Genomic DNA, 14,159 nt, shown 5'->3' on the forward strand with positions numbered 1-14,159 from the left:
CGGACGAGCGGCGAGGCGAGGGGTGCTGACCGCAGGAGCAACAGCCCTGGCGGTGAGGGGGATCGAGCGCTCGCGGCTGGGAACTGTGGGTGGATGGGTGCTCTTCTCGCGCTGGCCTCGGCGGTCTGCTACGGCGTCGTCGACTTCGCCGGCGGACTGCTGTCCCGCCGGATTCACTTCACCGTGGTCACCTTCCTCGGGCAGGTCGGCGGTCTGCTGTTCGCGGTGGTGGCCGCGGCTGTGGTGCCTGCCGAGACGGTTCGGCCCTCGGATGTGGTCTGGGGCGCCCTTTCGGGGGCGGGCAGCGGCACCGCCATGCACTTCCTCAACCGCGGTCTGAGCCGCGGAGCCATGAGCGTCGTGGTCCCGGTGAGCGCCGTGACCGGGGTCGCCCTGTCCGTGCTGAGCGGTGTGTTCCTCCTGGGCGACCAGCCCACAGGGGCGGCCTGGCTGGGGATCTGCCTCACCCTGCCTGCCCTGTGGCTCGTCTCCGGCGGCTCTCGCCCCGGTCGCGGGGAGGACGGGAAGGAGGCGTCGGTGGACGGACTGATCGCGAGTTCGGGGGTGGCCCTGCAGTACATCGGCCTCGCTCAGGCCGCCCCGGCGAGCGGTCTGTGGCCCGTGGCCGCTGGGCGTCTCGCCGCCGTCCTGCTCCTGTCACCGAGCGCCTGGCGGCAGGCTCCCCGGTTTCGGCAGCCCGTGCGGGGACTGGGTGAGTCGGTCCTCGTCGGGGCGGGTGCGAGCTTCGGCCTCGTCCTCTATCTCTGGGCGGCGCATCGGCAGATGATGGCCATCGCCGTCGTCCTGGCCTCCCTGTATCCGGCGATTCCCACCCTCCTCGGGCTTACGGTCCTGCACGAGCGGGCCACTCGGACGCAGGTTGTCGGTCTGGTGGGCTCGGCCGTCGCCATCGTTCTGCTCACCCTGGGGTGAGGCGGATTCACGCCCGGCGCAGCACCACGAGCACGACCAGCAGCACGGTGGCGCCGGCGCTCGTGCCGTGTGCCACCACGGCCGCGAGGGGGAAGTGCCGTTCGGCGGTGGCGCCGCCGTGGGAGTGCCGTCCGGAGCTGGGCAGCCAGCGCAGCAGCATCATGAAGCCGAAGGCGGCCACGACCAGCACGACCGCGCACGCCGTCCAGGCCGAGGCCCCGGTACCGCCCACGAGGTACACGGTCCAGGCCGCGAGACCGGCCACGGCGAGTGTCACATGGCCCAGGACCAGCCACAGCGGCAGTCGCGTCACGCCGGCCGTGCGTTGCCGCAGTCCGCCGTGACGGATCCACACGGTGGCGAGGTAACCGCCCAAACCGGCGGTCAGCAGCCAGGCGCACAGCACGAAGACCCGCATACGCTCCCCCTCTTCGCCGGTCCGGGCACGGCATGCGTGCCTCAGGACATCGCACCGAAGAGGGGCAGCCCGGACATCCATCCACTTGTTCACCCTTTGGGGTGAATCAGGGCTTGCGTGCGACCGAGAAGGGCGCGACTGCGCAAGGAGCCGGGGGCACACGACCGGGCAGGGCGAACGACCGGCCAGGGCACCCGCCCGTGAGGCGCTCGCCCGTGAAGCGACCGCCCTACGCCAGACCGGATGCGCCGAACTGAGCCGTGGCCAGGACCGTCCCGTCGGACGCCGTCAGCCGGGCGCCCGCCAGTGTCGAGGCATCGACGGGGGCGGGGCCGGCCCAGTAGCCGTAGCCCTTGTGCAGGGTCAACTCGCCGACGCGGACCGTGCTGCCGTCGTGCCGCACCAGCAGGCAGGACACCTTGCCGTCGTACGGCGTCCCGGCGTCGGCCAGATCGACGGACATGTAGAGCCAGCCCGCGGGCCCGGGGTGGGCGTAGACCTCGCCCGCCGACTTCCCGAAAGCCCGGGCCGAGACCAGTGCGGCCCTCAGCATGCCCGTGGGTGCCCCGGCGGGGTTGGAGGGTCCGGCCGTGAGCTCCTCGATCGCCGTGCCGACCGCCCAGCCGCCGAACCCGAAGGCGAGGGCGAGCGCGGCCGCGGAGGAGGCGACCCGCAGCCGTACCCGGCGTCCGCGCCGGCCCTGACGCGGGATGCCCGCCTCACGGACGCGCCCTTCGTACGCCGGCGTGCCATGCGCCTGCGCGCCGTTCGTCCGCACGCCTTCGACCTGTACGCCCTCGACCTGCGCACCCCGGGCCTGCTCTTCCTCTGCCTGCGCACCCTGCGCCCGCGCCCCCTGCCCCTGTGCGCTGCGTGTCAGCGCCCGCGCCACCCGGGTCTCGAACCCGACCGGCGGCTCAGCGCACGGCAGCAGTCCGATCAGCCGGTCGCCGACGAGGGTGAGCTGCGCGACGTACTCCCGGCAGTCCGCGCACCGGTCCAGATGGGCGACCGCCCCGGCGCGTTCCCGGCCGGGAAGCACGCCGAGGGCCAGCTCGGGGCCGATCTCCCGCAGCTTCTCGCAGGCCACGTCACTGGGCATGGTCGCTCCCCTGGGGAGGGGCGAGAGTGGAGCGCAACTTGCCCATCGCCGTCCTGATGCGTGTCTTGGCGGTACCCAGCGGGATGTGCTCCCAGTCGGCGATCTGCTGGGCCGTCATGCCGTAGATGCCCGCCATCACCAGGGCACGGCCCTGCTCGCGCGGGAGCTGCGCCACCGCGGCCCGCAGCCGCGAGGACGCCTCGTCGGCCAGGGCGTAGTGCTCGGGTGTCTCGCTGACGACGCCCAGGACCGCCTCGAGGTCGTCGGGTGCCAGCGGCTCCGGCCGCCGGGACCGGACGGCGTCGATGGCGAGGTTGTGGGCGATGGTCGTGAGCCAGGTCGTCACCGAACCCCGGCGGGAGTCGTAGATCTGCGCATGGCGCCACGCCCGTTCGAACGTCTGCTGGGCGATGTCCTCGGCGAGCTGCGGGTCCCCGGTGACGGCGACGGCGACACCGAAGACCTTGTGCTGGAACCTCCGTACGAAGGTGACGGCGAGTTCCTGATCGCCGGTGGCCAGCCCGGACAGCAGAGCTTCGTCCGGGAGACGGCCCACGGGGAACCGGAACCTCTGCACACCTGTATATACGGCCCGGTCACGCCGAGGGATTGCCCGGCCGCGCCAGGGAACTGCCCGCCCGTCACGGAAGGTCATGGCCGCCTCCGGGACAGAAGCGGAAGCCGGGGGGCGGTGCCGACGGCTCTGGTGGAGTTCATGGCGACTCCGGCTGGGCTTGTACGGCGTCCCCGGATCACCACCCGCAGGTGACACCTGCCTCATATGGGATCCGATTGCCTCATATGGGATCCAATCCAACAAGTCCATCCTAATCGCCCATCACTTTGGGTGAAATCGAGGTGCTCGGCCGGCACGGTCTTGACCTCCCGGCCACCGGGCACCTGACGCACCGGAAGGGGCTGAGGGACGGTCCGGCAGCCCGTCCGAGCGGCGACGCTTGCCGTGTCAGCGACCCTCAATGGGCGTATTGTCCCGATATGGCCATGGGTGGCGACGACGGGCCGCAGGACACGGCTCCGGCGCTGGGCGAGGCCCCCGACGAACTGGACGATGCCCTGGACACTGTCCTGGCCTCGACGGTGCGCCGTACCGGAGCCTCCGTGGGCGCTCTCTACCTGAACGAGGAGACGGAGCCGGTGCTGCGGCTGGTGGCCGTGTGCGGCATGCCTCTGGAGTTCACCGCCCCATGGCGGCGGCTGCCGCTCACCGCTCCCGTCCCGGTCGCCGACGCGATCCGCGAGGAACAACTGGTGTGGATCGGGGACCAGAGCGACATGGTCCGCCGGTACCCGCGTGTCGCCGCGGTCCTGCCCTACAGGTTCCCGCTCGCCGCGCACGCCGTGACCGGAATGCGACGCTGCTGGGGCGGACTGGTGCTGATGTGGCCCGCCGACCACGACCGAAGGCCCACCTCCCGCGAACGCCACCACATCACCTCCAGCGCCCGCCGTCTGGGCCGTCTCCTGGACCACGCGTCACGCCCACCCACGCTGCCCGACCAGCCGCGCCTGGTCTCCCTCGACACCCCGCGCCACCCCGCCTACACCGGTCTCGTCGCCGTCGACTACGCCGAACGCCTCCCCGAGGGCGCCGTGGCCCTCGACCTCGAGGGCAGGATCACCTTCATCAACAAGGCCGCCGCCCGCCTGCTCGGCCGCGACGGCGGCCGGCTACTGGGGACCCGGCCCTGGCAGTCGCTGCCGTGGATGGACGACCCCGTGTTCGAGGACCACTACCGCACAGCCGTGGTCAGCCGCGCCGCCGTGTCGTTCACGGCCCGGCGCCCCCCGGACCAGTGGCTGACCTTCGAGTTGTACCCGGACGCCAGCGGCATCAGCGCCCGTATCACCCCCGCCGGGGAGCAGCCCACGCCGAGTACCCGCCCCCGACCGGTCACGTTGACCCCGACCGGCCGTCTGTACCAGCTCATCCATCTCGCCGCCGCGCTGACGGAGACGGTGAGCGTGCGCGACCTGTTCGAGATGGTCGCGGAGCAGATCCTGCCCGCCTTCCGCGCCCAGGGCCTGCTGCTGTCGGCCGTCGACGCGGGCCGCCTGAAGATCGTCGGCTCGTACGGCTACCCGCCCGAGGTCGTCGAACGCCTCGACGGGCTCCCACTGGACACCGACCTCACCCCCGCCGGTCACATCCTCGCCACCGGCACTCCCGGTTTCTTCGCCAGCCCCTCCGAACTGGCCGGCAACCACCCGGAGGCGCCCCTGATGAGCGGCAAACAGGCCTGGGCCTTCCTCCCCCTGATGGTCACGGGACGACCGGTGGGCTGCTGCGTCCTCTCCTACGTCCGGCCCCACACGTTCTCCGCCGACGAGCGCGCCGTACTGACCTCACTGGCAGGGCTGATGGCACAGGCTCTGGACCGCGCCCGGCTCTACGACGCCCAGCACGGCCTCGTGCACGACCTCCAGCAGGTGCTCCTGCCGCGCGTTCTGCCCGCCGTGCCCGGACTCGACGTGGCCGCCCGCTACCTGCCCGCGACCCGCGGGGTCGAGGTCGGCGGCGACTTCTACGACCTGCTGCGCCTCGACGCCACCACCGCGGCGGCCGTCATCGGCGACGTGGAGGGCCACAGCATGGCCGCGGCCGCCCTCATGGGCCAGGTGCGGACCGCCATCCACGCCCACGCCACCGCCGGCGCACCCCCGGACCAGGTCCTGGCCTGCACCAACCGGCTCCTGACCGATCTGAACTCCGACCTGCTCGTGTCCTGCCTCTACGCCCATCTCGACCTGGCCCGCCGGGAGATCGCCCTCGCCAGCGCCGGTCACCTTCCGCCACTGCTGTGCCAGGGCCCCGACGACGTCCGCCTGCTGGAGGTCGAGCCCGGGCCACTGCTCGGTGTCGACGTCGACTTCGACTACCCCGTCACCCGCGTGCCGCTCCCCGCCGACACCCTGCTGGCCTTCTACACCGACGGCCTCGTCGAAGTCCCCGGCACCGACACCAACCGGACCACCGCGGCCCTGGCCCGGTATCTGGCCGACGTGCGCGACCATGCGCTGGAGGAGCTGATCGACGACCTGGTCCGCCACGTCCGGCCCACCGGCCGGCACCGGGACGACATCGCCGTCCTGCTGCTGCGCGCGCCGTGACGTGCCGGGCACGGTGATCGGTTCAGGTGCCGGCCCGGTCGGTTCAGGTACCGGCCCGGTCGGTTCAGGTACCGGCCCGGTCATCGGCTCGGGTACGGTCGTCGGCTCGGGTGCCGGCCGCCGGTCACTCCTCGTCCGTGGCCTCCACCGGACGGGCCCGGCCCGGTTCCGGCGGCTCCGCGCGCTGTGCGCGGATGTCCAGGACGTCACCGATGAACAGGTCGTAGACCAGGACCCCGACGACACCGCCGACGAGAGGGCCGACGATCGGGATCCACCAGTAGTCGCTGAAGGAGCCGGGCAGCGTGCCGGGCAGCGCGAGGCTCTGCCAGCCCACCATCCAGGTGAACAGGCGCGGTCCGAAGTCCCGGGCGGGGTTGATGGCGTATCCGGCGTTCGCGCCGTACGACATGCCGATGGCGACGACCGCGAGGCCGATCACGAAGGGCCCGAGGTTGGCCCGCACCCCCGTGTTGCGCAGGTCGACGACCGCCACGACGAACATGACCAGGAAGGCCGTACCGACGATCTGGTCCACGAGCGGGCCCCAGGTGCCGCCGTGGAAGAACGGCGCGGGGAACGTACCGAAGATCGAGAAGCTGGCGAGGGTGTGCCCGTTCGTCTTCGGGCCGGTCATGGCGTGGTCGAAGGTGTTGATCGCATCGTGGTAGACGGCGTACACCAGCGCCGCCCCGACGAACGCGCCGGCCAGCTGCGCGAACCAGTACGGGACGACCCGGGCCCAGGGGAACCGGCGGCGCATCGCGAACGCCAGCGTGACCGCCGGATTGATGTGGGCGCCGCTGACGCCGCCCGCGACGTAGATGCCGAACGTCACGGCCAGGCCCCAGCCCCAGGCGACCAGCAGCCAGTCGCCGGAGCTCAGGAAGAAGGTGGTGGGTGCCGCGGTACGGCCGGATCCCGGCAGCGCGGCGACGGCCACGGCGACCGAACCGCATCCGAACGCGATGAGGACGAGCGTCCCCAGGAACTCCGCGAGGCATTCCCCCAGCAGGCCCCCTCGGCGCTTGAGGCGGGAGGGTCTGATCAAGGGCGGAATCTCCACAGCCATGATGGCCCCCTCAGGGACTGGTCAGGCCGGTGACGGATCGTCCCGCAGACGCGGTCGAGGACGCCGGTCGAACTCACCAAGAGTATGACTCAAGGACAGCAGCCACGCTCTTCACCGTCGTCACCGTCACCCGTGCGGACGAGGTCCGACGCCTCTTGCGCCTCTGTGGAACCAGCACCCCCGATACGGCAGTCTTTCTCCTCGTGGGGGCAGGGGTTCCGCAGCAGAACGGGTCGGGTGACGGCGTCCCGCACATGGTGGTGTGCGGGGACGACGGGCTCGCGCACCGGCTGGCCGCCGAGTTGCGCGGGGTGTACGGCGAGCAGGTGACGCTCGTCGTCCCTCCTGCCGTCCGGGTCGCCCGGCAGCCGGTGGTGGGCCGTGCCCGCGCCTCGACGCTGCTCGACCGGGTCTCCGCCGCGGTCACGCGCGCGGCGGGCAACGGGAACGGCGGTGGCAGCGGCAGCGGCAGCGGCAACGGCAACGGCAACGGCACGGGCGGACGCCCCGGCGGATCAGGCGGCGGCCGCAGCACCGAACCCACCGGCTCGGTACGGATGGTGGAGGCCCCCGAGGCGTCCGAGGCCGTGCTCGCGGAGGCCGGCGTGGACCGGGCGGCGGCCCTGGCGCTCGTCTATGACGACGACGAGACCAACATCCGCGCCGCGCTCACCGCCCGCCGCCTCAACCCACGGCTGCGGCTCGTCCTGCGCCTGTACAACCGGCGGCTCGGGCAGCACATAGAGGCACTCCTCGACCAGGCGGCGGCCCTGGCGTCCGGCGGAACCGGCGACGCCGAGGCGTTCGACGCGTCCACGACCGTGCTGTCCGACGCCGACACCGCCGCGCCCGCCCTGGCCGCGACCGCCGTCGCCGGCACCACCAAGGTGGTGCAGACCGACGGGCTGATGCTGCGGGCCGTCGAGCGTCCGCCGCCACGGCCGGGCCAGGTCGCCGATCCAGGGCTGTGCACGCTGGCGTTGCTGTCCGCGACGGCCAACGCCCCTGCCGGGGCCGATGGTTTCGACGGCGAGCAGGGTCCCGAGCTCCTGCCGGACGAAAGCGCGGTGGCCGAGGCCACCGGACGCGGCACCATTGTCCTGGAGACCGTCTCCTACACCGGTCCGGCGCTGCCCGCCGGGCGCAGTGTCGTACCGCTCGGCTCGCTGTTCTCGCGGCGGCTGCGCTGGTCGGTCGCCGGGCTGGTGGGCTGTGTGGTCGGGCTCGCGATCGCGTCGATGGCGGTCACCGGCGAACCCCCGCTGCGGGCCACCTACTTGACACTGCTGGACCTGTTCGCCATCGACAACCCGGCCATCGGTGAACCCGTCGGGCGGCAGATCCTGCAACTGCTGTCCTCATTGGTCGGGTTGCTGCTCCTGCCCGTGCTGCTGGCGGCCGTGCTCGAAGCCCTCGGCACCTTCCGCAGCGGAACCGCGCTGCGCAGACCGCCGCGCGGACTGTCCGGACACGTGGTGCTGCTCGGCGTCGGCAAGATCGGCACCCGGGTCATGACCCGGCTGCGGGAACTGAGGATCCCGGTGGTGTGCGTGGAGGGCGACCCGGAGGCGCGCGGCCTCGCGACGGCCCGGCGGCTACGCGTGCCGGTCGTACTCGGAGACGTGACCCAGGAAGGCGTGCTGGAGGCCGCCAAGATCCACCGGGCGCACGCACTGCTCGCCCTGACCAGCTCCGACACGACGAACCTCGAGGCCGTCCTGTACGCCCGCTCGGTACGGCCCGACCTGCGGGTCGTCCTGCGCCTGTACGACGACGACTTCGCGACCGCCGTCTACCGCACCCTGCGCGCCGCGCACCCGCACGCACAGACGCGCAGCCGCAGCGTGTCCCACCTGGCCGCGCCCGCGTTCGCCGGGGCCATGCTGGGCCGGCAGATCCTGGGGGCGATCCCGGTGGAGCGCCGAGTGCTGCTGTTCGCCGCCGTGGACGTGGCCGGGCATCCGCAGCTGGAGGGGAAGACGGTCGCCCAGGCGTTCCGCGCCGGGGCGTGGCGGGTGCTCGCCCTGGACACCGCGGCGCCGGAGGATCGCGGCCAGGCGCCGGACCCGGAGACGCGCACGCCCGACCGCGCCTCGGGCCTGGTCTGGGACCTGCCGCCCACCTACGTCCTGCGCGCGGAGGACCGGGTGGTCCTGGCGGCGACGCGGCGCGGTCTCGCGGACCTGCTGGGGCGCAGGCGCCGGGAGCAGGCCGGGGCCTGATCCCGCCCGCGGGCGTGCCGAGGGGGTCGAGCCGGTTGTCCACAGGCTGTGGCCTCCCCTGCGGGCGAGTTGTCCACAGGCTGCGGACCTCGCCCCCGGGAAGTCGGCTCGGCCAGGCACTATGGGGCCATGACTGAGAGCAACGGGTCCACCTCTCCCCAGCGCGACGGGGAGATGCCGGACTGGGAGAAGCGCTTCCGGGCGCCGCGGGTGTCACTGCCGGACTGGGCGGAGGACGCACCGCACCGCTCGCTGTTCGTCTCGAACGCGACGGGGACGTACGAGCTGTACGCCTGGGACCGTGTCACGGGCGAGCAGCGCCAGGTCACGGACCGGGCCAACGGCACGACGGAGGGCGTGCTCTCGCCGGACGGCGAGTGGATCTGGTGGTTCGACGACACCGACGGCGACGAGTTCGGGATCTGGAGACGCCAGCGGTTCGTGCCCGGTGCCTCCGGTGCGGGTACCGGGCCCGACGAGCCGGCGGCTCCCGGACTCGAGCCGTCGTATCCGGCGGGGCTCGCGATCGGGCGGGACGGGCGGACGGCGGTCGTGGGCCGCTCGACCGACCAGGACGGTTCCACGATCCATCTCGTCCGGGCCGGCCGGGATCCGGTGGAGATCTACCGGCACCGCGAGTCGGCCGGGGTGGGCGACCTCTCCCATGACGGCTCGCTGATCGCGATCGAGCACACCGAGCACGGCGACGCGATGCACTCGGCGCTGCGCGTGCTGCGGCCGGACGGTTCGACGGTGGCGGAGCTGGACGACACCAAGGGCGGCACGGTCGAGCTGGGCCTGGAGGTCCTGGGCTTCGCACCGGTCGACGGGGACACCCGGCTGCTCATCGGGCACCAGCGGCGCGGCCGGTGGGAGCCGCTGGTGTGGGACGTCGCCTCCGGCGAGGAGACCGACCTGCAGCTGGACCTGCCGGGGGATGTGGCCGCGGAGTGGTATCCGGACGGCTCCGCACTGCTGGTCGTGCACGGTTTCGAGGCGCGCAGCGAACTGTTCCGCTACGACCTGGCCACGCACGAACTGGTGCGGGTGCCGACACCTGCGGGCACGGTGTCCGGGGCGACGGCACGGCCCGACGGGACCGTGGAGTACCTGTGGTCGTCCGCGGCCGAGCCCCCGGTCGTCCGGTCCACCTCGGGCAGGGTGGTGCTCGATCCTCCCGGCATCGAGGCGCCCGGGTCGGTGCCGGTGGAGGACGTGTGGGTGGACGGGCCTGGCGGCCGCATCCACGCGCTGGTGCAGAGGCCGGCGGGGGCTTCAGGGCCGCTGCCGACGGTGTTCGACATCCACGGCGGTCCGACCTGGCACGACAGTGACTCCTTCGCCGCGGGCCCGGCGGCCTGGGTGGACCACGGGTACGCGGTGGTGCGGGTCAACTACCGCGGTTCGACGGGGTACGGGCGCGAGTGGACGGACGCGCTCAAGCACCGGGTCGGGCTGATCGAGCTGGAGGACATCGCGGCGGTCCGGGAGTGGGCGGTGTCGTCCGGGCTCGCGGACCCGCAGCGGCTGGTGCTGACGGGCGGCTCGTGGGGCGGCTACCTGACGCTGCTCGGGCTCGGCACCCAGCCCGAGCTGTGGACGATCGGGATCGCGGCGGTACCGGTCGCCGACTACGTCACGGCCTACCACGACGAGATGGAGGCGCTGAAGGCGATGGACCGGACGCTGCTCGGGGGCACGCCCGAGGAGGTGCCGGAGCGGTTCGAGGTGTCCTCGCCGCTGACCTACGTCGACGCGGTGAAGGCCCCGGTGTACATCTCGGCGGGGGTGAACGACCCGCGCTGCCCGATCCGCCAGGTCGAGAACTATGTGAACCGGCTCGCCGCGCGAGGTGCGGTGCACGAGGTGTACCGGTACGACGCGGGGCACGGCTCGCTGGTGGTCGACGAGCGGATCAAGCAGGTCCGGCTGGAGCTGGACTTCGCGGCGCGGCATCTGGGGGGTGGTGCCCTGGGATAACGGGCCCCAGGGGCGGGCCCACGGTGGTGGCACCGTACCGTTGATGGCGTGTACCGGTTTCTGCTGACGCCCCGCTGGTGGGGGATCAACGTCTTCGTGCTGCTGGCCATCCCGTTCTGCGTCTTCATGGGGTCGTGGCAGCTGGGCCGGTTCGAGGCACGGGTGCACGAGCAGCGGGCGGCGAGCGAGCAGGTCACCGCGGGCCGCAAGGAGGCGGCGCGGCCGCTGGCCGAACTGCTTCCGGTGGACAAGAGCACGTCCGGCAGGCAGGCCACGGCCACCGGCCGGTACGGCAAGCAGCTGCTGGTGCCGGACCGGGAGCTGGACGGCAAGCGCGGGTTCTACGTGCTGACCATGCTGCGGACCGACGGCGGCAAGGCGCTGCCGGTGGTGCGGGGCTGGCTGCCGGGTGACGCCGACCCCGCGAAGGCCCCGGCGCCCCCGGCCGGCGAGGTCACCGTCACGGGCGCCCTGCAGGCCCCGGAGAGCCCGGGGTCGAACGGGGTGAGCGCGGCAGGCGGACTGCCGGCCGGGCAGACCGCGGACATCAGCACGGCGACGCTGGTGAACCTGGTGCCCTACGACCTCTACGAGGCGTGGATCACCCTCACCAAGGCCGACAGCGGGATGAAGGCGGTACCGGCGACGGCGCCCCAGGGGAGCGGACTGGACCTGAAGGCGTTCCAGAACCTGGGTTACACCGGCGAGTGGTTCGTCTTCGCGGGCTTCACGGTCTTCATGTGGTTCCGCCTGCTGCGCCGCGAGGTGGAGTACGCCCGCGACGCACAGCTGGGCCTCGTACCGGAAGGGCGGCCTGGCACCGGCACGACCGGCGAGGCCGCGCCCCCGCCGGCGGCCGGCGACAAGCCGGCCACCCGCGAGTCGGCCACCCGCGGATCGGCCACAGGCGAATCAGCCCCAGGCGAATCAGCCGCAGGCCAGGAAGCCGCCGGCGAAAGCGCCACGCCGGCCGCCAAGGCCTGAGGCAGGGGCCGAGCGGTCCCTGAGGCCGGGCCGGCCGGCGCGATGCTGCCGCCGCGGCTCAGGAACCCGCCAGCATCCCCGTGTGGTAGACCGTGCCGGCGCAGGCGTTCGCGATGGTGGTCGAGGAGCTCGCGGCGCCGGTGCCCGGGGTGAGGGAGACGGTCACGCTGCCGTCGGCCACGCCGCCCTCCGTCAGCTGCGGTGACGTGCCGCTGCTCTCGGGGCTCGAGCTGCCGCCGCTCGTGCTCGTGCTGTCCGAGGGGCTGGGGTCGGGTGAGGCGCCCCCGCCACCCCCGGTGCCGCTGCCCGTGGTCGGGCAGGTCTGCGAGGGCACCCAGGCGAACCTGACCTCGTAAGCCGCTCCGGGCTTGAGCACCAGGGAGGAGACTTCCTGCGTCGGGTCGGGCAGGCCGGTGGCCGGGTCGCCGGTGACGTGGTTCACCACGGTGATCTTGGCGGGGTCCGCCGCGCCCTGGGCGGCCGTGGTGACGGTGCCGCTGCCCGAGACGGTGCAGCTCGTGGCGGAGGTGTTGGTGACGCGGAACGTGCCGTAGACCGCGCCGGTGGAATCCGGGGCGCCCGCGGTGGCGGCCGGCTGGCCGAGCTGGGCCGCGGTGCACGCGGGTGCGGTCTGCGCGGAGGCCGACGGGTTCGTCCCCCCGGTGGCCCCGCCAGGCGCCCCCTTGCCCTTGTCCTCCTTGCCCTTCTCGCTCCCCTTGCCCGTCCGGCTGGACGTACCGGCCGAGCCGGCGGAGCCGCTGGAGCCGCCGTCCGGGCCCTTGCCCTGGTCAACACCGCCCTGGGCCTGCGAGGCCTGGCCGGCGATGGACGGGTCGGCGTTCGAACCGGTGGCGTTCGAGACATGGACGAGGGCCGGGATCGCGGTGCCGACGAACAGGGCGGCGGCCGCCATGCCGACCACGGCCTGCCGCTTGCGGGCCCGCCGGGCGGGTACCGCACGCCGCAGATGGTCGAGGCCGCCCTCACGCGGCTCGATGTCGCGCACGGCCTGGTGCAGCATCCGCCGCAGCGCCAGTTCGTCCGAACCGAGCCCCTCGGGCACCCCGTCGCCGTCGGCGGGCAGATCCTCGCCACCGCCGCCGGAGCCCGACCCGGCCCCGCCTCCCCCGAGCGCCGCCAGGAGCCGGTCCCGCCCCGCGCCGAGGCCGTCACCGGCATCGCTCGCGTCCCTGCCGAAGGCTTCGGAGACGTGGTCCGCGGCGGCGCGGTCCCGTCCGGTGTCCGCACGGACGTGGTCGTCGGGGCGGTGGTTCACGGTTCCGTTCCCAGCGTGCTGCTCGTGGTCGGCCTCGAGGGACCCTGGCCGGTCCGTCGGCTCGTGCCTCCCCCACTGCCTGAACGGCGTGGGGGGACCCCCAGTCGGTTCGTGTCGTTCGTCGGAGTCGCGCCCCCGGGGCGAGGTGCGCCGCTCCTCGTACTTGCTCATGCCGATGCCCCCATGGCGACACGGAGCGCCGCGATGCCGCGCGAGCCGTACGCCTTCACCGAGCCCAGCGATATCCCCAGCGTCTGGGCCACCTGAGCCTCGGTCATATCGGCGAAGTAGCGCAGCACCAGGACCTCACGCTGACGGCGCTGCAGGCCCTTCATCGCCTTGATCAGCGAGTCGCGCTCCAACTGGTCGTACGCGCCCTCCTCCGCGCTCGCCATGTCCGGCATCGGCTTCGTCAGCAGCTTCAGGCCGAGGATGCGGCGGCGCAGCGTGGAGCGCGACAGATTGACGACGGTCTGGCGGAGGTACGCGAGCGTCTTCTCCGGGTCGCGCACGCGCTTGCGCGCGGAGTGCACCCGGATGAACGCCTCCTGGACGACGTCCTCGCAGGACGCGGTGTCGTCGAGGAGGAGCGCCGCCAGACCCAGCAGGGAGCGGTAGTGGGCGCGATAGGTCTCGGTGAGATGGTCGACCGTGGTGCCGGCGGCCGTCGTCTCCTCAGCGCCCTCGCGCTGGTTCGGTATGCGGGTGGGCCGCGCTGCGGGCATGGGGGCGATCACCGGCATGCCGCCGGGCGCGCCGGGCATCCGGGGGCGGCGGGGCGGACGAAGGGCCGCGCCCCTCGCCTGTACCGCGGTGAATTCGAGTACCTCTGCCACGCCAGTTGGACACGTCTGACCCCGCCAGGGTTGTACGCGACAGGCATCACGTTCGCGACGCGGGCGTCGGACAGCACATCCGTCTGCACGTCCCCTCCTGCGCCCCCCGGCACACCGGACCGTGCGTCAAGTGCCCTCATGCGTACCAGCTCTTCCCCTATGCCCCGTGTGTGGTGGTGCCCAGCCCCCCGAAGGGCGACCGCAAAG

General features: G+C 72.9%; 11 protein-coding genes. 5 read left to right on the plus strand and 6 right to left on the minus strand.

The features are described from left to right. Positions 1–93: 93 nt before the first annotated feature. Positions 94–933: an EamA family transporter gene (locus ACFYZE_RS04230; RefSeq protein ID WP_388988311.1), complete on the plus strand. Its 840-nt coding sequence runs from the start codon at positions 94–96 to the stop codon at positions 931–933. 7 nt (positions 934–940) lie between these two features. Here the strand turns inward: ACFYZE_RS04230 and ACFYZE_RS04235 are convergent, their stop codons facing one another. The 3 genes from ACFYZE_RS04235 to ACFYZE_RS04245 form a co-directional block, all read right to left on the minus strand. After that, entirely contained in the window at positions 941–1,351 is a 411-nt protein-coding gene (locus tag ACFYZE_RS04235; RefSeq protein WP_388988313.1) for a hypothetical protein, read from the minus strand. 229 nt (positions 1,352–1,580) lie between these two features. After that, a complete protein-coding gene (locus ACFYZE_RS04240) occupies positions 1,581–2,453 on the minus strand; it encodes a hypothetical protein (RefSeq protein WP_388988316.1) in 873 nt (290 codons plus the stop codon). Then, positions 2,443–3,030 carry an RNA polymerase sigma factor gene (locus ACFYZE_RS04245; protein ID WP_388988318.1) on the minus strand — a complete coding sequence of 196 codons (588 nt, stop codon included), beginning with the start codon at positions 3,028–3,030 and terminating at the stop codon, positions 2,443–2,445. The genes ACFYZE_RS04240 and ACFYZE_RS04245 overlap by 11 nt, the downstream gene beginning before the upstream one ends. A 425-nt stretch (positions 3,031–3,455) precedes the next feature. On the opposite strand from ACFYZE_RS04245, the gene ACFYZE_RS04250 reads away from it, so the two are divergent. After that, on the plus strand, positions 3,456–5,582 hold the full coding sequence (locus ACFYZE_RS04250) for a SpoIIE family protein phosphatase (protein WP_388989516.1): 2,127 nt from the start codon (positions 3,456–3,458) through the stop codon (positions 5,580–5,582). Between the two features lie 124 nt (positions 5,583–5,706). Here the strand turns inward: ACFYZE_RS04250 and ACFYZE_RS04255 are convergent, their stop codons facing one another. After that, positions 5,707–6,654 carry an MIP/aquaporin family protein gene (locus tag ACFYZE_RS04255; protein WP_388988321.1) on the minus strand — a complete coding sequence of 316 codons (948 nt, stop codon included), beginning with the start codon at positions 6,652–6,654 and terminating at the stop codon, positions 5,707–5,709. 254 nt (positions 6,655–6,908) lie between these two features. Here ACFYZE_RS04255 and ACFYZE_RS04260 point away from each other — a divergent pair, with 254 nt between their 5' ends. The 3 genes from ACFYZE_RS04260 (at position 6,909) to ACFYZE_RS04270 (ending at position 11,840) form a co-directional block, all read left to right on the plus strand. Further along, positions 6,909–8,876: an NAD-binding protein gene (locus ACFYZE_RS04260; RefSeq protein ID WP_388989519.1), complete on the plus strand. Its 1,968-nt coding sequence runs from the start codon at positions 6,909–6,911 to the stop codon at positions 8,874–8,876. Positions 8,877–9,005: 129 nt separating this feature from the next. After that, positions 9,006–10,856: a prolyl oligopeptidase family serine peptidase gene (locus ACFYZE_RS04265; RefSeq protein ID WP_388988324.1), complete on the plus strand. Its 1,851-nt coding sequence runs from the start codon at positions 9,006–9,008 to the stop codon at positions 10,854–10,856. Between the two features lie 48 nt (positions 10,857–10,904). After that, positions 10,905–11,840, plus strand: coding sequence for an SURF1 family protein (locus tag ACFYZE_RS04270; RefSeq protein WP_388988327.1), 936 nt, complete (start codon positions 10,905–10,907; stop codon positions 11,838–11,840). A 58-nt stretch (positions 11,841–11,898) separates the two neighbouring features. Here the strand turns inward: ACFYZE_RS04270 and ACFYZE_RS04275 are convergent, their stop codons facing one another. Together ACFYZE_RS04275 and ACFYZE_RS04280 are read right to left on the minus strand one after the other, a co-directional pair. Continuing rightward, on the minus strand, positions 11,899–13,116 hold the full coding sequence (locus ACFYZE_RS04275) for a hypothetical protein (protein WP_388988330.1): 1,218 nt from the start codon (positions 13,114–13,116) through the stop codon (positions 11,899–11,901). A 167-nt stretch (positions 13,117–13,283) separates the two neighbouring features. Continuing rightward, entirely contained in the window at positions 13,284–13,952 is a 669-nt protein-coding gene (locus ACFYZE_RS04280) for a SigE family RNA polymerase sigma factor (protein WP_366027042.1), read from the minus strand. Positions 13,953–14,159: the final 207 nt, after the last annotated feature.

Origin of the sequence: Streptomyces sp. NPDC001796, assembly GCF_042892355.1 — a bacterium.
GTDB lineage: Bacteria > Actinomycetota > Actinomycetes > Streptomycetales > Streptomycetaceae > Streptomyces.

Excerpts from the sequence above, each read along its gene's own strand:
- ACFYZE_RS04230 (WP_388988311.1), top strand. The coding sequence starts at position 94 with ATGGGTGCTCTTCTCGCGCTGGCCTCGGCGGTCTGCTACGGCGTCGTC.
- ACFYZE_RS04235 (WP_388988313.1), bottom strand. The coding sequence starts at position 1,351 with ATGCGGGTCTTCGTGCTGTGCGCCTGGCTGCTGACCGCCGGTTTGGGC.
- ACFYZE_RS04240 (WP_388988316.1), bottom strand. The coding sequence starts at position 2,453 with ATGCCCAGTGACGTGGCCTGCGAGAAGCTGCGGGAGATCGGCCCCGAG.
- ACFYZE_RS04250 (WP_388989516.1), top strand. The coding sequence starts at position 3,456 with ATGGGTGGCGACGACGGGCCGCAGGACACGGCTCCGGCGCTGGGCGAG.
- ACFYZE_RS04255 (WP_388988321.1), bottom strand. The coding sequence starts at position 6,654 with ATGGCTGTGGAGATTCCGCCCTTGATCAGACCCTCCCGCCTCAAGCGC.
- ACFYZE_RS04260 (WP_388989519.1), top strand. The coding sequence starts at position 6,909 with ATGGTGGTGTGCGGGGACGACGGGCTCGCGCACCGGCTGGCCGCCGAG.
- ACFYZE_RS04265 (WP_388988324.1), top strand. The coding sequence starts at position 9,006 with ATGACTGAGAGCAACGGGTCCACCTCTCCCCAGCGCGACGGGGAGATG.